Origin of the sequence: Amycolatopsis nivea, assembly GCF_004522235.1 — a bacterium.
Lineage (GTDB): Bacteria > Actinomycetota > Actinomycetes > Mycobacteriales > Pseudonocardiaceae > Amycolatopsis > Amycolatopsis nivea.
Genome location: NZ_SDLT01000022.1, coordinates 37343 through 61226 on the forward strand (window position 1 = coordinate 37343; position 23884 = coordinate 61226).

19 protein-coding genes are annotated in these 23884 nt (G+C 70.3%); 10 read left to right on the forward strand and 9 right to left on the reverse strand.

Annotated features, from left to right (window positions below):
• Positions 1-51: 51 nt before the first annotated feature.
• From EIZ44_RS24550 to EIZ44_RS24575, 6 genes are all read right to left on the reverse strand, one after another.
• Complete coding sequence (locus EIZ44_RS24550; RefSeq protein ID WP_167754263.1) at positions 52-1593, reverse strand: cell division protein PerM; 1542 nt, start codon at positions 1591-1593, stop codon at positions 52-54.
• A 143-nt stretch (positions 1594-1736) separates the two neighbouring features.
• Positions 1737-2453 (reverse strand): DUF5336 domain-containing protein, encoded by a 717-nt coding sequence (locus EIZ44_RS24555; RefSeq protein ID WP_037816180.1) that lies wholly within the window; start codon positions 2451-2453, stop codon positions 1737-1739.
• A gap of 217 nt (positions 2454-2670) precedes the next feature.
• Positions 2671-3561 (reverse strand): succinate--CoA ligase subunit alpha, encoded by an 891-nt coding sequence (gene sucD, locus EIZ44_RS24560; RefSeq protein ID WP_037816181.1) that lies wholly within the window; start codon positions 3559-3561, stop codon positions 2671-2673.
• A gap of 1 nt (position 3562) precedes the next feature.
• On the reverse strand, positions 3563-4732 hold the full coding sequence (gene sucC, locus EIZ44_RS24565; RefSeq protein WP_134667608.1) for an ADP-forming succinate--CoA ligase subunit beta: 1170 nt from the start codon (positions 4730-4732) through the stop codon (positions 3563-3565).
• A gap of 118 nt (positions 4733-4850) precedes the next feature.
• The gene (locus tag EIZ44_RS24570; RefSeq protein WP_134731446.1) at positions 4851-5171 is read right to left on the reverse strand and encodes a hypothetical protein; all 321 of its coding nucleotides are present in this window, start codon (positions 5169-5171) and stop codon (positions 4851-4853) included.
• Positions 5168-6703, reverse strand: coding sequence for a hypothetical protein (locus EIZ44_RS24575; RefSeq protein WP_240691398.1), 1536 nt, complete (start codon positions 6701-6703; stop codon positions 5168-5170). Before EIZ44_RS24575 ends, EIZ44_RS24570 begins: the two co-directional genes overlap by 4 nt.
• A gap of 1937 nt (positions 6704-8640) precedes the next feature.
• On the opposite strand from EIZ44_RS24575, the gene EIZ44_RS24580 reads away from it, so the two are divergent.
• Entirely contained in the window at positions 8641-9327 is a 687-nt protein-coding gene (locus EIZ44_RS24580) for a M23 family metallopeptidase (RefSeq protein WP_037816184.1), read from the forward strand.
• Positions 9328-10429: 1102 nt separating this feature from the next.
• Positions 10430-11218, forward strand: a complete 789-nt coding sequence (locus tag EIZ44_RS24590; RefSeq protein WP_240691399.1) for a histone H1-like repetitive region-containing protein — start codon at positions 10430-10432, stop codon at positions 11216-11218.
• Positions 11219-11301: 83 nt separating this feature from the next.
• Here the strand turns inward: EIZ44_RS24590 and pcrA are convergent, their stop codons facing one another.
• Positions 11302-13716 carry a DNA helicase PcrA gene (gene pcrA, locus EIZ44_RS24595; protein ID WP_134667614.1) on the reverse strand — a complete coding sequence of 805 codons (2415 nt, stop codon included), beginning with the start codon at positions 13714-13716 and terminating at the stop codon, positions 11302-11304.
• A 134-nt stretch (positions 13717-13850) separates the two neighbouring features.
• On the opposite strand from pcrA, the gene EIZ44_RS24600 reads away from it, so the two are divergent.
• From EIZ44_RS24600 to EIZ44_RS24630, 7 genes are all read left to right on the forward strand, one after another.
• The gene (locus EIZ44_RS24600) at positions 13851-14285 is read left to right on the forward strand and encodes a DUF1707 SHOCT-like domain-containing protein (RefSeq protein ID WP_134667616.1); all 435 of its coding nucleotides are present in this window, start codon (positions 13851-13853) and stop codon (positions 14283-14285) included.
• Between the two features lie 162 nt (positions 14286-14447).
• Positions 14448-14744, forward strand: coding sequence for a chorismate mutase (locus EIZ44_RS24605; protein WP_009072470.1), 297 nt, complete (start codon positions 14448-14450; stop codon positions 14742-14744).
• A gap of 57 nt (positions 14745-14801) precedes the next feature.
• The gene (locus tag EIZ44_RS24610) at positions 14802-15107 is read left to right on the forward strand and encodes a hypothetical protein (protein ID WP_037816187.1); all 306 of its coding nucleotides are present in this window, start codon (positions 14802-14804) and stop codon (positions 15105-15107) included.
• Positions 15108-15454: 347 nt separating this feature from the next.
• The gene (locus EIZ44_RS24615; protein WP_240691400.1) at positions 15455-17110 is read left to right on the forward strand and encodes a hypothetical protein; all 1656 of its coding nucleotides are present in this window, start codon (positions 15455-15457) and stop codon (positions 17108-17110) included.
• Between the two features lie 252 nt (positions 17111-17362).
• A complete protein-coding gene (locus EIZ44_RS24620) occupies positions 17363-18262 on the forward strand; it encodes a hypothetical protein (RefSeq protein WP_037816189.1) in 900 nt (299 codons plus the stop codon).
• 212 nt (positions 18263-18474) lie between these two features.
• Complete coding sequence (locus tag EIZ44_RS24625; RefSeq protein ID WP_037816190.1) at positions 18475-20121, forward strand: serine/threonine-protein kinase; 1647 nt, start codon at positions 18475-18477, stop codon at positions 20119-20121.
• Between the two features lie 13 nt (positions 20122-20134).
• The gene (locus tag EIZ44_RS24630) at positions 20135-21268 is read left to right on the forward strand and encodes a serine/threonine-protein kinase (RefSeq protein WP_134731452.1); all 1134 of its coding nucleotides are present in this window, start codon (positions 20135-20137) and stop codon (positions 21266-21268) included.
• A 7-nt stretch (positions 21269-21275) separates the two neighbouring features.
• Here the strand turns inward: EIZ44_RS24630 and EIZ44_RS24635 are convergent, their stop codons facing one another.
• Entirely contained in the window at positions 21276-22178 is a 903-nt protein-coding gene (locus EIZ44_RS24635; protein ID WP_037816192.1) for a LysR family transcriptional regulator, read from the reverse strand.
• 104 nt (positions 22179-22282) lie between these two features.
• Between EIZ44_RS24635 and EIZ44_RS24640 the strand changes: the two genes are divergently transcribed.
• On the forward strand, positions 22283-23191 hold the full coding sequence (locus EIZ44_RS24640) for a DMT family transporter (RefSeq protein ID WP_037816193.1): 909 nt from the start codon (positions 22283-22285) through the stop codon (positions 23189-23191).
• Here the strand turns inward: EIZ44_RS24640 and EIZ44_RS24645 are convergent.
• On the reverse strand, positions 23188-23856 hold the full coding sequence (locus tag EIZ44_RS24645; protein ID WP_009072456.1) for a response regulator: 669 nt from the start codon (positions 23854-23856) through the stop codon (positions 23188-23190). The genes EIZ44_RS24640 and EIZ44_RS24645 overlap by 4 nt on opposite strands.
• Between the last annotated feature and the right edge of the window lie 28 nt (positions 23857-23884).

Below are 23884 nucleotides of genomic sequence, written 5' to 3' on the forward strand. Positions count from 1 at the left end.
TGCACGGCGGTACGCCTCGGGCGCACGGCGCTTCACCAGGTCGCCCCAACCCTAACGGTCGTCCTCGGCGGGCTTCGCGTCGCCGGAGTCCTCGGTGGACTCGGTCACAGCGTCCGGCTCTTCGGCGGGGGTTTCGGGCTCGTCCTCCGGCAGGTCGAGGCCCAGTTCCGCGTCGGCCTCGGCGTCGAAGTCCTCGTCGCCCTCAGCCGAGGCCTCGTCGGATTCTTCGGCAGGCTCTTCGGGATCTTCGGAGTCTTCAGCGTCTTCGGATTCCTCGGCCTCGTCCGTATCCTCGACGTCCTCGTCGGACTCGGGCTCGGACTCCTCAGCATCCTCGGACTCAGCCGACTCGGACTCGGCTTCAGGTTCAGGCTCAGCCTCGTCCTCCACCTCGAGCGAGCCCACCGGCTGCATCGGAGCGTGCGCCCCCGCGAAGAAGGCCACGAACCCGGCCGGAATGACGATCCAGCAGAACGCGACGATCGACGCCACCCCGACCGGCACGCTGACCGGGTCGAACGGACCGTCGCCGAGCCGTCCGCCGGCGAGCGTGCCCAGCAGCACGCAGCCGAATCCGACGACCGCGCCCGCGACGACCACGACCCGCAGCCGCGCCGCCGGGTCCTCGTCCACCGCGCGGACCGACCAGCCCACCAGCACGCCGACCGCAAGCGGCAGCACCAGCAGCACCGGCCACCACGACGCGGCGTGCTCGGGAATGCCGCCGAGCAGCGGAACCCCGGGGACGGAACCGCCGCGGTAGCCGATGAGGTGCACGTCAAGACTGCCGATGCTGAATCCGGGTCCGCTCACGAACGACATCGCGGCGACCACGGCGTTCGGCAGATACAGCAGGGAAAGCAGGAACAGGCCGAAGCTGCTCCCGAACGACGGCTCGAACAGGCTGGACACCGTGCGCGCGGACAGCGCCGTGGCGGCGGTCAGCGTCAGCGCGCCAGCGGCCAGCAGCGCGAACAGTCCGAGCAGGCCCGCGCGCAGGCCGCGAAGAGCCAGCGGATCGAGCCGGTCGGCGAGCACCCGCGGCATCCCGAACCGGCGAAGCACCCCGCCGGTGGCCGCGAGTCCGGAGATCACGGCAGGCACCACCGCGGCGAGCCAGAAATTCGCCCGCACTGGTTCGCCGATCGACAGCAGCGAAATCAGCACTCCGAACAGCAGATGCGCGCCGGAAATCGTGGCGATCAACGGGACCGCGTGCCGCAGCCTGGCGCAGCGAAGCCGTCGCACGGCCTTGGCCGCCGCGCGCGCGACCAGCAGTACCACCCCGATCGTCGGCAGCAGCGGCAGCATCCCGAGCGGATGGCCGCCGATCCCGAGTTCGACCTGGTAGGCGGCCAGCCAGCCAGGTCCCGCCGACAGCAGCACGCCGCCCGCGGAGAAGACCGCGTGCTGGGCGGTCAGGGTGACGAGCGCGAGCAGCGTGGCGACCACCGCGTAGCCGGTGACGAGCGGGCCGAGCGCCGCGGCGAGCAACACCCGGAACCGGGGAACATCCTGGTCAAGGGAGTCGCCCACCGGCTCGTCGCCCGCGGGGCGTCCGGGACTGGTGAGCACCTGCATGTCCTCGACCATGACATCCGCACTCGGCCGTCCGGGTGAGGCACGCCGCCCGGCGGACGTGGCGAATCCAACGCCCACCCGGTCGTGGCACCGGGCCAAGAAAAACACCCGCTGTGACACGGAGAGTCACAGCGGGTGGGTGATGCGAAGGGGTTTCAGCCTTGCTGTCCGAAACCTCCGGGCGGCGTGCCCGGTTTGTTCTGGTCCGCGGGCGGCTGGAAGAACTGGCCCTGCTGCGGCGCGTACGTCGTGGCCTGTCCGCCCGGCGGCGGAGTGGCGGGCGGCTGCTGTCCCGGAGCGGGCGGCTGCTGGCCCTGCTGGCCGGGAGCCGGCTGGTACTGCGTCGGCTGGTACTGGCCCTGCTGGCCGTAGGGCTGCTGGTACGCCGGAGCGGACGGCTGCGGCGTCGGCGGCTTGAGCACGTTGTACTCGAACAGCAGCACCGCGACCGACGCGGCCGCCTGCAGCAGACCGAGGATCAGCACCACGATCACGATGGCGGACGACCGCCCGGAGATGACGGCGTCGAGCGCGCCCAGCCCGCCGACCACGCTGAACAGCGCGGCGAAAGGCAGCGTCTTCGGCCCCTTGGGCAGCAGGCTCAGCGCCGACAGCAAACCGCCGACGAGCAGGAACAGAATGGGCTGCCCGGCCGTGCCCGCCTCGGAAGCGAAGCCGAGGAAGTACTGCACCAGGCCGAGCCCGGCCACGCCGAGGGACAGCAGCAGCGGAAGGTTCGGCGGCGCACCGGCACCCGCGGCAGGCGGACCCTGCTGCGGCTGGGGCTGCTGCGGGAACCCGCCCGACGGGGGCGGTCCCTGGGACGGCTGGCCCTGCTGAGGGTAGCCGGGCCCGCCACTGGGGAAGGTCATCGGAAGCTCTCCTGTCTCATCGACCGGCGGTTCGGGATCTTGAGGCACCCGGGGTGCACCGGCGGCGTCCCCCGCTCACGAGTGACTGCACGCTAGCGCATCCGCGCTGGGCGTCCGCGTCGTTGGACGCACCGGACACCGGATCGGTTGCGGGCGGAAACGACGGAGGCCGGGCACCGTGTCGGTGCCCGGCCTCCGCCAGTGGAGTCGCTGCTGGTCAGCCGAGGCTGTTGTACAGCTCCCGGGCGAGAACCGCGGTCTCGCTCGGGGTCTTGCCGACCTTGACGCCGGCGGCCTCGAGGGCCTCCTTCTTCGCCGCGGCGGTGCCGGACGAACCGGAGACGATCGCGCCCGCGTGTCCCATCGTCTTGCCCTCAGGGGCGGTGAAGCCCGCGACGTAGCCGACGACCGGCTTGGTCACGTTCTCCTTGATGTAGGCCGCGGCCCGCTCCTCGGCGTCGCCGCCGATCTCGCCGATCATCACGATGACCTTGGTGTCGGCGTCCTTCTCGAACGCCTCGAGGGCGTCGATGTGGGTGGTGCCGATGACCGGGTCGCCGCCGATGCCGACAGCGGTGGAGAAGCCGATGTCGCGCAGCTCGTACATCATCTGGTAGGTCAGCGTGCCCGACTTCGACACGAGACCGATCGAGCCCGGGCCGGTGATGTCGGCCGGGATGATGCCCGCGTTCGACTTGCCGGGGCTGATCACGCCGGGGCAGTTCGGCCCGATGATCCGGGTCTTGTTGCCGGTCGCGACCGCGTGCGCCCAGAAGTAGGCCGAGTCGTGCACCGGGATGCCCTCGGTGATGACGACGGCCAGCGGGATCTCGGCGTCGATCGCCTCGATGACCGCGTCCTTGGCGAACTTCGGCGGCACGAAGATGACCGACACGTCGGCGCCGGTCTCCTTGATGGCCTCCTCGACCGTGCCGAACACGGTGAGGTCCTTGCCCTCGACGGTGACCGTCTGGCCGGCCTTGCGGGCGTTGACGCCGCCCACGATGTTGGTGCCGGACTTCAGCATCTTGGTCGCGTGCTTCATGCCCTCGGAGCCGGTGAGCCCCTGGACGATGACCTTGCTGTTCTCGTTGAGGAAGATCGACATCTCACGCACCTGCCGCGGCGAGCTCGGCAGCCTTGTCGGCCGCGTTGTCCATTGTGTCCACCACGGTGACCAGCGGGTGGTTCGCGTCGGCCAGGATCTGGCGACCCTCGACGACGTTGTTGCCGTCCAGGCGGACGACCAGCGGCTTGGTGGCCTCGTCGCCCAGGATCTTCAGCGCCTCGACGATGCCGTTCGCGACCGCGTCGCAGGCGGTGATGCCGCCGAAGACGTTCACGAACACGCTCTTCACGTCGGTGTCGTTGAGGATGACGTCCAGCCCGGCCGCCATGACCTCGGCCGACGCGCCGCCGCCGATGTCGAGGAAGTTGGCGGGCTTCACGCCGCCGTGCTTCTCGCCCGCGTACGCCACGACGTCCAAAGTGGACATCACGAGGCCCGCGCCGTTGCCGATGATGCCGACCTCGCCGTCGAGCTTGACGTAGTTGAGGTTCTTGGCCTTGGCCTTCGCCTCGAGCGGGTTCTCGGCCTGCTTGTCGACGAGCTCCTCGTGCGCCGGGTGGCGGAAGGAGGCGTTCTCGTCGAGGGTGACCTTGCCGTCGAGGGCGATGATCTTGTCCTGCGGGTCGCGGACCAGCGGGTTGACCTCGACCAGGGTGGCGTCCTCGGAGACGAAGGTCTCCCACAGCTTCACCACGACGTCGGCGGCCTCGTCGATGATCTCGGCCGGGAAGTTGCCCGCCTTGAGGATCTCGAGCGCGGTGGCCTTGTCGACGCCCTTGATCGCGTCGACCGGGATCTTGGCGAGCGCGTCCGGGCGCTCGACCGCGAGCTGCTCGATCTCCATGCCGCCTTCGGACGACGCCATCGCGAGGAAGGTGCGGTTGGCGCGGTCGAGCAGGAAGGAGAAGTAGTACTCGGACGCGATGTCCGAGGCTTCCGCCACCAGCACGCGGTGCGTGATGTGGCCCTTGATGTCGAGGCCGAGGATGGCTTCCGCCTTCTCCTTCGCCTCGTCGGGCGTCTGGGCCAGCTTGACGCCGCCCGCCTTGCCCCGGCCGCCGACCTTCACCTGCGCCTTGACGACGACCTGGGTGCCGATCTGCTCCGCGGCGGCCTTGGCTTCTTCCGGGGTGCTTGCCACGGCGCCCGGCAGAACCGGTACTCCGTGGGCGGCGAAGAGATCCCTCGCCTGGTACTCGTAGAGGTCCACTACTCCAGTCTCCTGACGACACGCCACTGTGGTGGTCCGTTTTCCGGACCGCGCTGTCGGACCAGTCGAGGTTAGCGACCAGCGCAGACGCAGGGGACGCCGCACCTGGTGAAGTCGGTCACCGTGCGCGGTCAGAGGGTGTGCCGAGGGTGTGAGACCGCCCACCGACAAGCATTTCAGCGGCCTTTTCGGCGCTTTCGGAGCCCAACTCGATCACTGTGGTGCTGGAGAGCGCTTCCGCGAGACCTTTGGGCGCGGGACCGCCGAGGAGGCCCAGAATGTCTGGATCCTCCTGTTCGGTGGTGCGCACGATCTTTTCCGCCGTGTCGAGGTGTCCTACGTGGACGACTTCGAGACCGGCGTCGCGCAGCAATCGCGCCAACGGAATCGCCGCGGTTTCTTCGGCCAGCTCGACGAGGACGACGCGCCGCGGACTCACTTCTTCGCACCGGCGGCCGCGATGACAGCGGTGATCACTGCCGACGCTGTCGCGGCGAGCCCGAGCCAGAAACCCGCACCCGGCTTCGCGGCGTAGAACAGGATGCTGACCAGCGGAATCTCGGCGACGCGCAAGGCAAGGAGCAGTGCCGCTCCAACCAGTCCCGCCGCCGCGGCACCCGGCCGGGAACGAACGCTCAACCCGAGCGTCCCGAGAACGACGAGCAGCGCGGCGAGCAATCCCCACGACGGAGTGTCGAAATCGGACCAGAGACCGGGCGGCGCGTAATCCTGCGCGGTGAACACCGGCGTGCCGAACGCCGCGATCGCCAGCACCGCGGTGATTCCGGCCGGAATGAGCGCGGCGGATCGCGCCCCTTCGGTACCGGTGTCATCGCGTTCCACGACGCCGGTGATCACCGCGGCCAATCCGGTAAGCCCGGCGAGTCCGAGCGCGATCGCGGTGAAAACGGCACCCGCGCCGAGGTGATAACTGATCGCGCCGCCGAGCCCGCCGAGCCCAGTCGCTTCGGAGGCGGTGATGGCCGTGCTGAGAACCGCTGTTCCCGCGAGAACGACGCCGGCCCACAACACCGCGAGAATTCCGCGCGCGATCGGCGCGGTGCGGCGGGAGAAGAGCAAAGGTGTTGGCAGCACGACAAGAATTGCCGCGACCAGCAACTGCAGCCGAGCCGGGCTGTCCGTGCTGTTGCCGAGCTGCGGAGCGTACGCACCGATCGCCGCTGCGACCCCGGTCAGCAACGCGAGGAACCCGGTGAGCGCGCGCCAGATGGTGAGCCCTGGGACACGCGCCTCGCCGGCCAGGTCGGTGCGCTCGGTTTGCGTCTGCTGCGGTGTCGCAAGTGGAGTGAGGACGAGGACCAGCACCATCGGCACGACGGCGAGATACGCGCCCGTCGAGACCTCCAGCCCGGGCACGGCGAACCCAGCGACCAACGTCGGCACCGCGACGGCGAGCACCGCCGCGACAATCCCGCCGAGCGTCCCGCGAGCGACACCGTCGGAGCCAGCGAAAACCCCGAGCACCGCGGCGACCGGCAGCGCACCGGCGAGGAGAAGGTACCCGGCGAGCGCCAGTCCCGGGCCCTCGAATGCTGACCGCGCAAGGAGAAACGGATCGTCCGAGAGGACGGGGGTCATCAGCAATCCGACTGCTGCCACGACGGCGAGCAGCGGAATGATCAGCCGCCAACGACGTTTGTCGTCGCCGCCGGCGATCTCGTTGCGCTCCAGCACGACGCGCGCGGCCACTATCCCGGCGGCGAGCGTCAGCAGATGGCCGACGATCAGCAGCCAGAACCCGATGCCGACACCACTGCGGTCGAGCAGGCGGTCCGGGAGGTACAGCTCGGGGCGGATGGTTTTGGAGCCGTTGACGAGGAATTGGAGATCGAGGATCAGCCTGCCCGGCGCGAGAGCGGCGAGGCCGGTGACGAGACCGGCCGCCAGTCCGTAGCGGCCGCTTCGGGCTGCGGCGACCGCGATTCCGGCTGGGACGACGGCGAGGATCACGAGAAGCGGCCAGGAGAGGTAGCCGGGTCCTGCGTCCGGTGAGACCGGGGCGATGGCGCCTGCGGCTAGGGCCAGGGAGCCGACGGCGAGGAGGGCGGTGGCGGCTTGGAGCCTTGGGGAGGGGGGTTGGTCGGTTAGGTCTAGGAGGGTCTCGCCTTTACGGCTTGTGTCTCCGCGGCTTGCGTCGCCCCTGCTTGCGTCCTGATGGCTGGGGATAGTCCGAGGCGCAGACCTCTGCTCGTCAGGGATGGCGGCAGGCTTCCGGCTAGCCAGACCTGCCTCGTCACGCCGTTGCCCGGCGGCAGGTTCCCGGTTAGCCGGGCTTCCCGCAGCGGGCTGGTCGGGAGTGACCGGGTCGGCTGAGCTTTCCGCGGCAGTCTCCCCAGCACGGCGCGACTGGCCAGAGCCTGCCACCGACTGCGACTCGTCACGGTCGGATGGGCCTTCCTCGGGCGTCGCTCCGCCGCGGCGAGGCGAGTCCGCGGGACTTGCCGACGTCGACTCGGTGCCGCCGGGTGAGTCCGCCGAATATCCGGCAGGGTCCGTCCCGCGGCGACGGGGCGAGTCGGCGGGGCTGTCGGCGGGATCCGATTTCGCGCGGTCGGCGTCGCGGCGGGCTCGGGCTCGGGCGGCGGCCTTGCGCTCGGCGAGGCTGGGACGCCGGGGTCCGGCGGGACGGCCCGGGGTGTCCGGGGCGGAATCGCCGTCGGAAGGCTCTGGGGTCGGCGGAGTCATCGCTCGCGACGCTAGCAAGGACCGGCCCCGGCGCGGGGACAGCAGGGCCGCCTCGACCAGGCCGGAACGCACTTCCAGGTGAATTCGCCGCCGGATGAACCTTTGGCCGTTCCCGCGCGTCTGACGGGTGCGAAGAAAAAATTCCGCCGATCCGCGTAAGAGGGGCGCGGGCCGGAGGTCTCGACGGCAAGAGGGACTGGAGTGCCGGAGGGAGCGTCGGGAAAAAACTTCGGGGAAGTCGCGTAAGGGAGTGGCGTTCGGGGCGTCACTCCGGCACGGGGCGAAGCACGGGGACACATCGCGGGGGCGATGGACGAGGTCGGATGCCTGTTCGTGGCAGGTGCCCGACCCGGTCGCGGAGGGGAGCCGCGGCGGGTGCCGGAAGGTCGTGGGGACGGCCAGCCGGGACCGAGATGGAGGGGCCGAGGCCTGCCGGGGAGGGCAGGTGAACGGCCGCGTCGCGGAGGGGAGCCGCGAACTCCGTTCCTGGCAGGCCGGGGAGGACCTGCCAGGAACGGAGACGGCCAGTGCCTGCCGGGACAGGCAATCAGGCCGGGTCGCGGAGGGGACGGCGACAGGTTCGGCAGATCGTGGGGACGGTCGGCCGAGATCGGGGACAGGGACGGCCGGGGCCTGCCGGGGAGGGCAGGTAACCGGCCGCACCGCTCAGAACCCGCGGGGCTTGCCGTGAGTGACCGGCATCACAAGATTCGCCGTGAACCTGCTTCAACGCACCGGGGTGGCCGGTTATTTCGTCCGCGAGACCGCCGGGAGGGCCTTCATGGGCGTTGGGCCATCCGAAGGTATGTGACTCAAGCCACAAACGGCGAAGTAGTTTCCGATTAACTTTGGGTAGTTTCCACAGCTAGACGCGCGATGCACGCCACTCGTTCGGCCGAAAGCCCGGTCGCGTCTTGCTCATTGAGGCGCCGCTTCGTTACTGTCCTGCGGTCCCCATTACAGTCAGGTCACGAAGCAGGACGCTGAGCGAATCACCCCCGAGGTTCGTTCACGGGATCCCCCGCCCGAGTCCGTTTCCGCCCGGCTCCCCGACGATGGAAGGCCCTGTCTTGGCTTCACACCGCTCCCCCGGCGGCCAAGCCCCTTCCCCGGCGCTGAAAGACGCACTGGACGGTGCAGTCATCCGCGTCCGGGGGCAGCACCGCATCGCCCCGCCCTCCTCCGCGCTTCGCGGACGGGTCGTGGTCGCCGCCGTCGCGGCTGGCGCGTTCGCCGCAGCCGCCGCCGGGCAGACCCTCAAGTCCACCAGCGGCGGAGATTCCGACGCCGCGGTCACCCCGCTCGCCAACGCACAGAACGCGAGCGCCTCGTTCACCCTCGGCAGCGCGGGCTCCGGGGGAGCTCCCGAACTGCTGCCGGCCGGGCACGCCGTCGACGCCTCCGCCGAAGCCGCGAAGATGGCCGACAGCGCCAAGGTCACCAAGGCCCGCGTCCAGGCGGAAACCGAAGCCGCGCGTCAGGCCGCCGAAGAGGCCGCCCGCCCGAAGACCTGCATGCCCGCTCACGGCACGTTCACCTCCGGCTTCGGCGCCCGCTGGGGCACGAGCCACCTCGGCATCGACATCGCCAACTCGATCGGCACCCCGATCTACGCCGCCTCCGACGGCACCGTCATCCAGGCAGGCCCCGCCAGCGGCTTCGGCCTCTGGGTCCGCATCCAGCTCGACGACGGCACCATCCAGGTCTACGGCCACATGAACAGCTTCTCCGTCCGCGAGGGCCAGAAGGTCAAGTGCGGCCAGCAGATCGCCGAGATCGGCAACCGCGGCGAGAGCACCGGCCCGCACCTGCACTTCGAGGTGTGGCAGGACGGCACCAAGAAGATCGACCCGCGCCCGTGGCTTGCCGCCCGCGGCGTGAACGTCTGAGCCAGACCGCATTTCCTGTTCGCCGGGCGATCGGCGCAGTGGTGCCCGCCGCCGCGCGGGCAACATCGACTGAGTTTGGTTCGTACGGATCCTTTCTTGGCTGCTCGTAATGGAAACGCCTTTGTGCGTGAGGAACTCTGGCGGCGCGTGTCATCGCGAGGCCTGGTATCGACAGGCTCGTCCGCGAACTGGGATTTCGTCGGTTAGTCGCAGCGCATGGCCGTCGGCCCGAACAATCGGCGATGAGTTCCAACGATCTCTGCCCGGCCTGAGCGAGGTTTCAGCTGTCAGGCGATGGCGTCACGGATCGCTGCCCGGCAGGCGACGGACGAAGTAGGCGACTGCTACCTGCCACACTGTGCACAGGTCAGCGCGTCTTCGCCAGGGCATCCATCGCGCCAGTCCCTCGTCAGCGCGCGATGTTCCTCCGCAGACGACACATCTGCCGTCTGGTCCTAATGCGTGCTGTCTCAGCAGCGCGCGCCATGCTGCGGCCAGCCGTGCCACATCCCCTGGCACGTCCCGAGCTGGCCAAGCTGCCGTCCCCACAGCAACCGTCCCCGCGACTCTCCTCAAGTACTCCTGTACCCCAGCGGCAAATACCCCAAACAGCACCGCGTCCATCCCCTGCGTCCCTTCCGTAGCCTACCGCATTTCATCGAACTTGTGTTCGATGAACTCAGTATGTCGGAGGGGACCGACAAGATCGGTGGGTTCGCTGGGGAGTTCACTCGGTCCGGCGAAAGATGTCCCGGACGGGGCGGGCAGGCGTCCGACACCGGGCAAGTGGGCTGCGGCAGGAGGCTGGGAACAGGCGGAAGCCGCGCAGGGCCCCGGGCAACGCCGAGTTTTGGCACAGCCAGCGGGAAAACTAGGGCGAGCGGGCCTGCGCTGGAGGACGAGGAAGGCTTCGCGGGGAGGAAGGCTTGCGGTATCGACAGGGGTGGCTTGCCACGGCTGGAAGCATCACGCGCCAGACGTGCGGGGCTGACGCCTGGAGAGGCAATGGGAGCTGAGGGGTGACGTTGCGCGAAAGGCAGCGTGGAGCCCAGAGCAGCGCTGCGGTGTTGGCGGCGGCCGGTGCTCACTGTGGCGAGTCAGCTTGGGCAATCCCACTGTGGCGCGCGGGACTGCGGAGAATCGCGCCCCGGGCCGCGGCTCCCCTCGGCACGGCACGGCACGGCACGGCACGGCACGGCACGGCACGGCACGGCACGGCACGGCACGGCACGGCACGGCACGGCACGGCACGGCACGGCACGGCACGGCACGGCACGGCACGGCACGGCACGGCACGGCACGGCACGGCACGGCACGGCACGGCACGGCACGGCACGGCACGGCACGGCACGGCACGGCACGGCACGGCACGGCACGGCACGGCACGGCACGGCACGGCACGGCACGGCACGGCACGGCACGGCACGGCACGGCACGGCACGGCACGGCACGGCACGGCACGGCACGGCACGGCACGGCACGGCACGGCACGGCACGGCACGGCACGGCACGGCACGGCACGGCACGGCACGGCACGGCACGGCACGGCACGGCACGGCACGGCACGGCACGGCACGGCACGGCACGGCACGGCACGGCACGGCACGGCACGGCACGGCACGGCACGGCACGGCACGGCACGGCACGGCACGGCACGGCACGGCACGGCACGGCACGGCACGGCACGGCACGGCACGGCACGGCACGGCACGGCACGGCACGGCACGGCACGGCACGGCACGGCACGGCACGGCACGGCACGGCACGGCACGGCACGGCACGGCACGGCACGGCACGGCACGGCACGGCACGGCACGGCACGGCACGGCACGGCACGGCACGGCACGGCACGGCACGGCGGATCAAACCACCGAAGCCGCGTCAGCCGTAACGGTCACCGCAGCCGTAGCCACAGCCGCTGGCGAGTCGAAACTGCAGCAGCCGAAAGTGTCGTAGCCGAAAGCTCAGCAGACCTCAGAGTTTGACCATCGGCACACTGCCGATCAACATCAGCCGGACCTTCCCGGAAGCTCCGAAGTCGATCGTCGCCGTCGCGCGGGGGCCGATGCCGTCGCAAGAAATAACCGTGCCCAGGCCGTACTTGTCGTGGCTTACGCGGTCTCCGACGTCCAGCTTCAGCGCCACCGTGTCCTTCCACGCCTTGCCGAACGGCGAGCTCGAGGACGTCGACGACGAGGAGGACCGGCGGCCCCACGTCGTCGCGGCTCGGGGGCCTGACGAGGAACCGGACGAGGAGCCGAAGTTGCCGAAGCCTGGGGAGGACGGTTCCAGGCGGCGCCAGTCGACCAGGTCCGGTGGCAGCTCGTCCAGGAAGCGGGACGCGGGGTTCATCTGCGGCTGTCCCCACGCCGACCGGGTGAGGGCGCGGGATACGTAAAGTCGTTGCCGCGCACGGGTGATCGCCACGTAGGCCAGGCGGCGTTCTTCGGCCAGTTCAGCCGGGTCGCCCAGGGCGCGCATGTGCGGGAAGACTCCGTCTTCCCAGCCGGTGCAGAAGACGACTGGGTATTCCAGGCCCTTGGCGGTGTGCACGGTCATCAGGGTGACCACGCCCGCGCCGCCGTCGCCTTCTTCGCCGCCGTCTGGGGACGGGATCGAGTCGGCGTCTGCGACGAGCGAGACTCGTTCCAGGAAGGCAGGCAGAGAACCTGGGGCGGGGACGCCGTCGTCCAGGACCAGTTCTGCGTTTTCGTCGTTGGTGACCTCGGCGGTGAACTCGGCGAATTCGCGTGCCACCGTCACCAGTTCGGTGAGGTTTTCGACGCGCGACGCGTCCTGCGGGTCGTCCGATTCCTCGAGCTCCGCGCGGTAGCCGGTGCGCTCCAGGACCGCTTCGAGCAGGTCGTGGACCTCGGTGCCGGACGACGCCATCTCCTGCAGTTCGTCCAGCAGCGTCACGAAGCCGGTGATCGCCTTGGCCGAGCGCGGGTTCAGCAGCGCCACCTTGTCGTCGACCGCGTCGCGCAGTGCGGCCCAGAACGAGATTCGCTCCCGTTCCGCGTGCGTCGCTACGACTGCTTCGGCTCGGTCGCCGATGCCGCGCTTCGGGACGTTGAGAATCCGGCGCAGGCTGACCGTGTCATCGGGATTCGCGAGGACGCGCAGGTACGCGATCATGTCCCGCACTTCGCGCCGTTCGTAGAACCGCACGCCGCCGACGACCTTGTACGGCAGGCCCAGCCGGATGAAGATTTCCTCGAACACTCGCGACTGGTTGTTGGTGCGGTAGAACACCGCGACGTCCGAGTAGTCCGCCTCGCCCTTCTCCGCCAGCGAGTCGATCTCCCCCGCGACGAACGCGGCCTCGTCGTGGTCGTTGTCCGACACGTAGCCGACGATCTTCTCGCCGTCGCCCGAATCGGTCCACAGCCGCTTGGCGCGCCGGTTGGGGTTGCGGGCGATCACCGCGTTGGCCGCGGACAGGATCGTTTGCGTGGAACGGTAGTTCTGCTCCAGCAGAATCGTGTGCGCGTTCGGGAAGTCGCGTTCGAATTCCTCGATGTTGCGGATGGTCGCGCCGCGGAAGGCGTAGATGGACTGGTCCGCGTCACCCACCACGCACAGTTCGGCGGGCTCGATCCCGGTGTCCGTGGCTTCGGTTCCGGCGAGCGCGCGCACCAGGGTGTACTGCGCGTGGTTGGTGTCCTGGTACTCGTCGACCAGGACGTGCCGGAAGCGCCGCCGGTAGTACTCCGCGACGTCCGGGAACGCTTGCAGCAACGACACTGTCCGCATGATCAGGTCGTCGAAGTCGAACGCGTTCGCGCTCGCCAGCCTGCGCTGGTACTCGGTGTAGACCTCGGCGACCCGCCGCTCCAGGTCGTTCGCCGCCTTCGAGGCCGCGTCGTCCGGATCGACCAGTTCGTTCTTCAGGTTCGAGATGTGCACCGCGAGCGTGCGGGCGGCGTACTTCTTCGGGTCGATGTCGAGATCGCGCGCCACGAGCGTGATGAGCCGCTTCGTGTCGTCCGAGTCGTAGATGGAGAAACTCGACGACATGCCGAGCGTTTTCGCCTCGCGGCGCAGGATCCGCACGCACATCGAGTGGAACGTGGACACCCACATCGCGTTCGCGCGTTTGCCGACGAGCGCCGCGACGCGTTCGCGCATCTCGGCGGCGGCCTTGTTGGTGAACGTGATCGCCATGATCTCGCCCGGATGCACGCCGCGCTGGCCGAGCAGGTAGGCGATCCGGCGCGTGAGCACGCGCGTCTTGCCCGATCCGGCTCCCGCGACGACCAGCAGCGGACCTCCGGCGTGCGTCACCGCCTCGCGCTGGGCGGGGTTGAGGTCCTCGAGCAGGTCTGCGGTTCCCGGCCGGGCAGCGCGGGCGGGCGGGTCTGCGGGGAGATCGAAGAGGGTGTCCATCGTCTGTCAACGCTACCCCGGGGGTACGACAGTCCCGGAACAGCCACGGGGTCGGCCTGCGCTTCCGGACGTACGCCGCAGTGTCGCCTCGCGTCCGACGCGCGACGCCGCCGCGGCGCGGAGCATCGAATGGCATGGACGACAAGATTCCCGCCCGGCTGAGGGCTTCCGACGGCGATCGCGAGCGCGTCGCCGAGACCATCCAGGCCGCCGGTTCCGACGGACGGCTCACTCTCGAAGAGGTGGAAGAGCGGCTGCGCACGGTCTACGCCACCCGCTACACCGACGAACTCGGCGAACTCACCGCCGATCTCCCCCGGACGGCGCCTGCCCGGCCGCGCGGCGGCGGCTGGCCGCTGACCCGGGCCGCGCTGCGCGAACATCCGGCGCTGCGCGTCCACCTCGGCATCGTCGCCGTGCTCGCGACCTTGCTGATCGTTCGCTGGGCGATCGGCGGCGCGTTCTTCTTCTGGCCGGCGATGCCGTTGTTCTGGCTGTTCATCAGCCTGGTGCTGCACGCGCGGGTGCGGGCGTTCCGCGGGCGGCCGGGCGCGCCTGTGCCATACTGAATCCGTGCGGCACAGCAGCGAGCGATTTTTTTACGGGACCCGGACTCCGGCTCCCGTGATCGCGTAGTGCCCCACCCGCCATCACCCGCAGCCCCGGAGTCCACTGGACCCGGGGCTTTCGCCGTCCCTGGGACAGGGAGTCCGGACTTCAGAGAGGTCCCGATGAACGCGCAGACGCAGAACGCCGACGGACAGCCCGCCGAGCACACCCCGGCGGGCGAGGACATCTCGTCGCTTCGCGAGGAGATCGACTGGCTCGACTCCGAAATCCTCCGGCTCGTGAAGCGCCGGGTCGAGGTGTCGAAGACCATCGGCGCGGCCCGGATGGCCGCGGGCGGCACGAAAATCGTCTACAACCGCGAGATGGACGTGCTGGCGCGCTACCGCGAACTGGGTCCGGAGGGCCGTCAGCTGGCGATGCTGCTGCTGAACCTCGGGCGCGGCAGGCTGGGCCGCTGACCCGGTATCCGGGGCATCCCCGATTCGCGCGGCAGGGAAACCGGGCAGACTGGACACATGATTAACCTCATCGCCGTCATCATCGCGATCGCGAGCGTGCTGGCGGCCCTCGGCCACGTCGGCTACCTGGCGCTGCTGAACAACGCGGCGGGCAAGCGGGCGGGCGGGGCCCCGGTGGCGCAGTACGTGCGCAGCCGCTGGGCTCTGGCCGGCGGCGCCACGGCGGCCTCGCTGTTCGCGTGGCTGCTCACTTCCGGCAACGTCGTGCTGGACGTTCTCGCCATCGTCATCGCGGTCGGTAGCGGCGCGACGTCGATGAAGGCCCTCCAGTCCACGCAGGCGAAGTACCGCAGCGGCGGCTGACCAGCCCCCGAACTGGGCAAACGCCGGGCGGGACGCTGCGCTGCGTGACGTGCCGCCCGTTCGGGCGCGCCCGGTCGAGTGAAACCGGTGCAAGTTGCAGGATGGGTGAAGACATTCGCCTGCCGGTTTCCTACTGTGAAGTCCGTGAGGACCCTGGCGTCTGCGCCGGGCTATGCCCGGAGGACGCGCGGGAGCTGCGGCTCCGCGCGCCGTTCTCCGCGTGCGCGTGCATTTGCGCGGGAGTTCGCAAGTGTGGACGCAAGCGTCGTTCTCCTCGTCCCTGCTCCGTTCGGGTTGACGACCGCCCCGGCGCCGTCACGCCCCCCTCGCGGAGGGGTCGAACCGGCATGACGGGAAACACGATGGGCGGTCGGCGGCACGCGGACCGTCCCGGCGCGGTGTCGGACGCCGAGGTCACCGTTCCCGGACGGCACCGCGTCCGCGCCGACGGCACCTGGACCCCGGTGGTGCCGCCCCGCACCGCCGGACATCACCGGCACCGCACCGGTGCCGTGCCTGCCGTCGACGGCGCCCCGATGCAGCGAGGCAGCGAGAACCCGCGGCTGCGCGGCGCACCGGCCCCGCGCGCGGACCGCGTGCCCGACGACGGGAACCGCCCGGCCCCCAACCAGCCGGTCTTCCCCACCGCGAGCGGCACGTTGCCGATCGGCGAACCGCCGTTGCCGCAGCCGCAGCGCCGCCGGACGACGAGCGATCGCCGCGCCCCCGTCGAACCCCCGCGCCGCCAGGCCTCCGCTCCGGACCGGCTGGCCGAGCCTCGCCAGACCGCTGCTTTCCCCGGACAGCCGTCCGAACCCCGCGGCCGCCAGACCGCCGCTCCCCAAGACCAGCAGGTCGCGGCCCCGCTGGCCCGTCAGCCCGAATCCCGCGCCGCCTTCGCTCCCCCGCAGGACCGGATCCCCGAGGAGCACCGCGCCTTTGCCCCGCCGGAAAGCGCACTCCCCCAGCCGACCCGGCGCACCCGGCAGGAACGCGTCGCCACCACCTCCGCCGCGCTGGCCAACCGGCCGGAAAGCCCCCGCGAACGGGTCGAGCTGAACCCGGTCGCGGAGGAACCGCCCCGGCGCCAGCGCGTCACGCTCGGCGAACCGGCCGTATCGGCGCGGGAGAGCCAAGAGCAGCAGGACGACGAGGTGCGCGTGTACGCCGCGCCGCTGCTGGACGGCCTCGGCACGTTCGATCTCGGCTCGGTGCCCGCGTCCGTCACCCCGCCGAAGACCTGGCGCAAGGCCGCGTGGTTCGCCACCGGCGCGTCCGGCGCGGTGGTCGTCGGACTGCTGTTCGCCGGGACGTTCCTGGTCGGCGGGCCCACCACCACGACGACCGACGCGGTCGGCGGGGGCGGCTGGCCCGGCAGGCAGAACGGCGGCAACCCGAACCTCAGCGCGCTCATCCCGAACGGGCAGCACGGCGGGGTCGGCGGCAGCGTCCCGCGCAGCGACTCCAGCACCAGCCCGGACGGCGTCACCTCGGACAACGGCACGCATCCGCAGCAGGGCTCGGGTCCGAACAGTTCCGCGAGCAGCAGTTCGGCAGGCGTGACCACGTCGGCGGGCCCCGGCACCGGCACCGGCAGCAGCACGTCCGCGCCGACCACCACGGACTCGCCCTCGTCCAGCGAGCCGCCGCAGAAGCCGCCGGTCACTCCCGCTGAGCGGGAAACGAAAGGACCGCCGGTCTTCACCGCCGGCGACGCGGACACGATGGGGAACAACTCGGAGAAGTTCTTCAACAACGTCACAACCGACCCGTCGGAGGCCTCGTCGGTCACGTCCGGCGACCTCAAGCAGCAGGGCCCGCAGGGGCTGCGCAAGCGCTACGCCGACGTCGCGTACTTCGAGGTCAAGAAGGTCACCATCGACCCGCAGCACGGCACCACGGTGAACACGGTCGAGGTCACGCACCAGGACGGCAGCAAGAGCACCGAGCAGCAGACGCTCACCTTCGACGACAACGGCAAGATCACCGACGACGGGCGCTGACCAGCACACTGTCTGCAAATGCCGATGCACGTGCGGTGCGGTGAGCGGTTGTTCCCTCGTCCGGTTGGGTGACATAAGCTGCCGTTCGTCGTACGACGGCGGCATTCCGGCGACGGAGTCTGGCGGCAGCCGGTCGGCACAGGGTTACCTGGCGACTACGAGGTCCGGGCCGACCACGAATCGCCTCGGACCGCCCCGGGGACACCGCCACCGTGTCGTGTCCCGCCCCGAACCCCCAGAGCGAGGACTTTCGTGCTTGAACGGCAGCGAACCCGGCGAGAACCCGACGCCGTGCGCGTCGAGGACGTGATCCCGCCGGAACTGCTCGAGGACGTGGCCGAGGCCGACCGCGAATATCTCGAGCAGGTGTTCCGCGAACCGCAGAAGTACCTGCCGCCGCGCACCCGCCGCCCGGTCGCCCAGGCCGCGGAACCCGTCGAAGAGCCCGAAAGCAAGCTCGCCCGCCGCGCGAAGCTGGCCGGGCTCGTCGGAGCGGGCGCGCTCGTCGCCGGCGCCGTCGTCACCGCCTCGCTGCTCAGCGGCGGCCCTCGGCCCACCGTGCCGGTCGCCGGAGGAGCCGCGATGCCCGCCGGGTTCAGCGGCGCGGCAGCGCTCGGCGGGCAGGCCGTGCCGCAGCAGCGCAAGGTCCACTCGTCCGGCGGCACGACGTCGGGGCAGAGCGAAAGCACGACGCAGTCCCAGCACACCGGCTCGACGGCCACCACGCCGTCGAACTCGGGCGCCACGACTCCGGAAACCACTTCCGGCACTTCGTCGTCCGCCTCCTCGAGCACCGCCCCCTCGGCGGAATCGCACAAGAAGTCCGCCACCTCGTCCGCGGCCGCGCCGGATCCGGTGAAGCTCGAAGCGGTGCGCAAGTTCTACGCCTCGATCGACCACCAGCCGGAGAACGCGCTTTCGCTGCTCAGCCCGAGCGCCGCGCGCGGCGAAACCGGCGATCTGGTCCGTGCGTGGAGCGGTGCCGACTCGATCGACGTCCAGGAACTGCACGTCCAGGACGACGGTTCGGTCTTCGCCGTGGCGCTGGTCCACCAGGCCGACGGAACCCTCTTGCGCGTGACCCAATTGTTCGACGTCGTCGAGCAGGATGTGATCTCGCAGGCCCGCGTCCTGTCCGCGGTCTACTCCTGACCTGCGCGAACGTGGTTGTGGCGGGTCGGCCGAAGTGTGCCGCGTGCGTGTGCGCAGAGTGAGCGCCTAGCCTTGTCACGGGTCGGTCTCGGCAAAACCGGCACACGGTCCACAGCAGGTGCCTACGCTCCGGTGCTGCGGCGGGTTCGAACTCACCCCTTTGGGGTAGAACAGTCCCGCCCCGGGAAGTCGGAGCCCCAAAGGGAGGTCGCGTGAGCGACGAGGGTCGTCTGGTCGCCGACCGGTACCGGATCGTCGGGAAAATCGGTTCCGGCGCGATGGGGGCCGTCTGGCGCGCCCACGACGAGGTGCTGGGCCGTACGGTCGCCATCAAGCAACTTCTTCTCCAGCCCGGGCTGGAGAACCACGAGGCGGAGGACGCCCGGCAGCGCACCATGCGCGAGGGCCGGATCGCCGCCCGGCTGCACCACCCGAACGCGATCACCGTGTTCGACGTCGTCACCGACGACAACGGCCAGCCCTGCCTGATCATGGAATACCTGGCGTCCACCAGCCTGGCGCAGGTGCTGCAGGAAAAGGGCACCCTGCCGCCGATGGAGGTCGCCCGGATCGGCGCGCAGATCGCCGCCGCCCTGCGCGAGGCGCACGCGGTCGGCATCGTGCACCGCGACATCAAGCCGGGCAACATCCTGCTCGCGGGCAACGGCACGGTGAAGATCACCGACTTCGGCATCTCGCGGGCCAAGGACGACGTCACGGTCACCAAGACCGGGATGATCGCGGGCACCCCCGCCTACCTGGCCCCCGAGGTCGCGATCGGCGGCGACCCCGGCCCCGAGTCGGACGTCTTCTCGCTCGGCTCGACGCTGTACGCCGCCTGCGAGGGACAGCCGCCGTTCGGCCTGTCCGAGAACACGCTGAGCCTGCTGCACGCGGTCGCCGCGGGGCAGATCAACCCGCCGCGGCAGTCCGGTCCGCTGGCGAGCGTGCTCGCGGTGCTGCTGCACCCGGAGACCCAGCACCGGCCCACCGCCGACGAATGCGAGGAGCTGCTGGCCGCGGTCGCACGCGGCGAGACCCCGCTCGGCGGTCCGGACGCCGACACCATGATGGCCTCGTCCTCGGGCACCCTCGGCGCGGCCGCGCTCGGTGCAGCCGGTGGCGCGGCAGCCGCTGGTCTGCTGCATCCGGACGACGAGCAGGCCGGCCACTCCGGCACGCTGCTCGACGACCCGGGCGTCACCCAGCAGTACGACCCGAGCGCACAGCAGTACTACGACGAGGACCCGTACCCGCCGGGCTCCGGCTACCCGGAAGACGACTACGACGACCGCGGTTACCACCAGGACGGCTACCACCAGGAGCCGCCGCTCTACGGCGACCCGAGCCGCAACGGCCTCGCCGCCACCCGCGCGGTGCCGGTGCCGGACCACTACGAGGACGATCCGTACGACGAGGACCCCGCGCCGCGGACCCGCGTGCAGACCGCGCCCGAGGACGACGAGGACGAGAAGCCCGGCGCGTGGAAGAAGCCCGCGATCATCGGCGGCGTCGTGGTCGTCGGCCTGGTCGCGCTCGGCGTGTGGCTGCTGACTCCGGGCAATCCGCCGGACGCTTCGCAGCCCGCGCCGCCCGTTTCGTCGTCCGCGGTCGCGCCGACGTCCGTCACACAGCCGCCTTCGGAAGCAACCACTACGTCCCCGCCTACGTCTTCCCGGGAAAGCGCGACCCGCGAGACCCAGTCGACGCGGCACTCGCGGCGGACCACTTCTGCGGAGGACACTCCGACGCAGGAAACGTCCCAACCGCAGAACACCAAGCCGACGAAGCCGACGGGTTCCAAGGAACCGACGAAGACGCCGAGCGAGACCAGCGGGCCGCCGTCGCCTACCGGATGATTCAGGGACAGCATTGAGTTCAGAAGGCAGCATCGTCGGCGAGCGGTACCGGCTCGACCAGCCGATCGGGCGCGGACGCGCGGGCATCGTGTGGCTCGCGTTCGACACGCGGCTGTTCCGGACCGTCGCCGTCAAACGCATGTACCTGCCCGTCGGCCTGCCGCCGGACCGTGCCGAACAGGCGCGCGCGATGGCGATGGAAGAGGGCAAGGCCGCGGCGCGGATCGATCATCCGTGCGCGATCACGGTGTACGACGTGCTGCCCGACGGCCAGGACGTGTGGCTGGTCATGGAGTACATCCCGTCGCGCGGGATGTCGGTTTTCCTCGCCGAGCACGGCCGGCTCACTCCGGAGCAGGCCGCGTTCCTGGGCATCCAGCTCGGCGACGCGATGGCGTCGATTCACTCGGCGGGCATCGTCCACCGCACGCTCGAACCGAACACGGTGCTGCTCGCGGACGACGGCAGCGTCAAGCTGACCGACATCGGCATCACCGGCGGCAGTCCGCACGCCGCTTACCGGGCGCCTGAGGTCACGCGCGGCGCGCCTCCGTCTGCAGCTGCAGACGTGTTCTCGCTGGGCGCGACGCTGTACACGGCGGTCGAGGGCGTGCCGCCGTTCGGTGACGACGGCCAGTCCCCGGAACGACCGCCGGAGAACGCTGGCCCGCTCGCCGGGGCGTTGCAGAAGATGCTGCGCGCCGACCCGGCGGCCCGGCCGACCATGGACGACACCGTGCACGCGTTGAAGGCGATCACCGTCGGACGCGAGCAGACCGCGTTCATCCCGCCGACCGCGCCTGCGTTGCCGACGCTTCCGGCGTCGCGGCCGCTGCCCGTGCAGCCGCCCAATGTCCCGGAGCCGACCCAGCAAATTCTGCCGCAACAACAGCCGCAGCAACCGGCTCCGCTGATGCAGCTTCCGGTCCAGCAGGTGCCGCAGGCTCCCGCGCCGGCGCAGCCAATGCAGCAGCAGACGATGCAGCAGCCGACCGCCCGGTACACGCCCACTCCGGCGCAGCAGGCCGCGTCCGCGCAGGCTGTTCGGGAGAAGGCGGCGGCGCGGCGGCGGATCATCCTCACCGTCGCGGCGATCCTGTGCGCGATCCTGATCGGGATCGGCGTTTCGCAGCTGCTGTTCGTCTGAGCCGATGTCAGGCGACGTTCTCGGTCGCCTCTTGCATGGCTTCGAGGAACGTCTGTACGGCCGGGCTGCCCGCGACCCGTGCGGCCACCGCCGCGTGAATGTGCCTGCTCGGCTGCGGATTGCGGACCCGGCGCACGACCACTCCCGGATGCGGAGTGCCTAGCCCCAGCTCCGGCACCAGCCCGACGCCGAGCCCGGCGGCGATGAACCCTTGCGCCGACGGATAGTCCTCGGACTCGACCACGACGTTCGGATGGAACCCGGCCGACGCGCAGGCGCCTTCCAGGATCGCGCGGCAGGCGCCGGGAATCGGGTCGACGCCGACCCACGGTTCCTCGGCGAGGTCGGTGAGGTCGAGGACGCGTTTGCGAGCCAGCCGGTGCGCCCGCGGCAGGACCGCGCGGTACGGGTCGTCCAGCAGCGGCACCAGCTCGATGCCCCGGCCCGGCTCCGACGGCCGCGGGTACACGATGATCGCCAGGTCAGCGCGACCTTCCTCGACCTCGGTGAGCGGATCGCCTGGGTCGATGAGCTTGAGATCGAGCCACACGCCGGGGTGTTCGCGGCGCAGCGCGGCCACCGCGTACGGCACCATCGTCGCGCCCGCGGTGGCGAAGTAGCGGATGGCGAGCTTGCCGGTGCGGCCTTCCTTCAGCTCGGTGAGCGCGGCCTCGGCTCGGGCTAGCTCCGCGCTGAGCGTCTCGGCGTGTTCGGACAACAACGTCCCGGCCGGGGTCGGCTGGACACCGCGGCCGACGCGTTCCAGCAACGGCGTGCCCGCTTCGCGTTCGAGCACCGCCAGCTGCTGGCTGATCGCCGACGGCGTGTAGCCGAGATTCCTCGCCGCGGCAGTGATCGAACCGCTCGTGATCACCGCGCGCAGCACCTGCATGCGCCGTACATCGAGCATGGCTCGATCCTACAGCTTTGCTTAATTGTCCCTGCAGTTATTTTCGCTTGTCCTTACACCTTGCCGCGGCGAAGCTGGCTAGCGAGGCAAAGGAGGAACCTGGGGTGGGCGAGTCGAAGACGCTGCTGAGGATCGCGGCGCTCGCGTTGATGTGGGGATCGAGTTTTTTCTGGATCAAGCTCGGGCTTGAAGCGCTTTCCCCGGTGCAGCTGGTGCTCGCGCGGCTCGTGCTGGGCGCCGTGGTGCTGCTGGCGCTGTGCCTGATCGGGCGGCGGAGCCTGCCGTCGCGACGGAGCACGTGGGGGCATCTGCTCGTCGCGGCGTTCTTCCACAATGCGTTGCCGTTCCTGCTTTTCGCGGTCGGCGAGACCACCGTGGACTCCGGCATCACCGGCGTGCTGAACTCGACCACTCCGCTCTGGGTGCTCGTGGCGGCCCCGTTCCTCGGAGTGTCGAACCGGATGACCGCGACGCGGATCGCCGGTCTGGTGATCGGGCTCGGCGGGATTCTGCTGATCTTCGCGCCGTGGCAGGCGTCCGGGCTGCTCAGCTGGGGTGCGCTGGCGTGCCTCGCCGCGGCGGCGAGCTACGGGTTCGCCTTCGTCTACGAAGGCCGGTACCTGTCGAACACCGGCTCCTCGCCGTACGCGATCGCGGCCGGGCAGATGCTGCTGGCCACGGGTTTTCTGGTGCTGGCCATGCCGTTCGGCGGGCTGACGCCGGTGCACCTGAGCCCGGTCGCGCTGATCGCGGTGGTGATCCTCGGCCTCGGTTCGACCGGGATCGCGTTCGCGCTCAACTACCAGCTGCTGGCGAGTGAAGGCGCGGTGGCCGCGTCGGTGGTCGGTTATCTGCTGCCGGTGGTGTCGGTGCTGCTGGGCGCGGTTTTCCTGCACGAGCAGCTGAACCTGCGCGTGATCGCGGGCATGGTCGTGGTGCTGCTCGGCGTCGCGTTGACGCGGTTGCAGCGCAAACCGGCCGTGACCCCGGAAGAAGAACTGACTCCGGCCTAGACGAGACGGCGGTCCGAGGCCCAGCGGGAGAGCTCGTAGCGGTTCGACAGCTGGGTCTTGCGCAGGACGCTCGACACGTGCGTCTCGACCGTCTTCACCGAGATGAACAGCTCGGACGCGATTTCCTTGTACGCGTAACCGCGGGCGAGCAGGCGCAGGACGTCGCGCTCGCGCGGGGTGAGCAGGTCCAGTTCGGGGTCGTTGATCGGCGCGGACCCGGGACGGTCGGCGAAGGCGTCGAGGACGAAACCGGCCAGGCGCGGGGAAAACACCGCGTCGCCGTCGGCGACCCGGACCACCGCGCGGACGAGTTCCTTCGACGAGATCGTCTTGGTGACGTACCCGCGCGCGCCGGCGCGGATCACCGCGATGACGTCCTCGGCGGCGTCGGAGACCGACAGCGCGAGGAACACGACATCCGGCAGCTCCGGGCGCACGCGGCGGAGCACCTCGGCGCCGCCGCCGTCGGGCATGTGGACGTCGAGCAGCACGACCTGCGGACGCGTGCGCGCGATGCCGGCGACCGCTTCCGCGACCGACCCGGCCTCGCCGACCACCTGCACCTCGTCGGTGATCGAATCGAGTTCCGTGCGCACTCCCGCGCGGAACAACGCGTGGTCGTCCACGAGGAAGACCTTGACCGGTTCCCGCTGGCTTTCCGTCACGACTGCCCACTCCCTCGCTTCGCCTGCC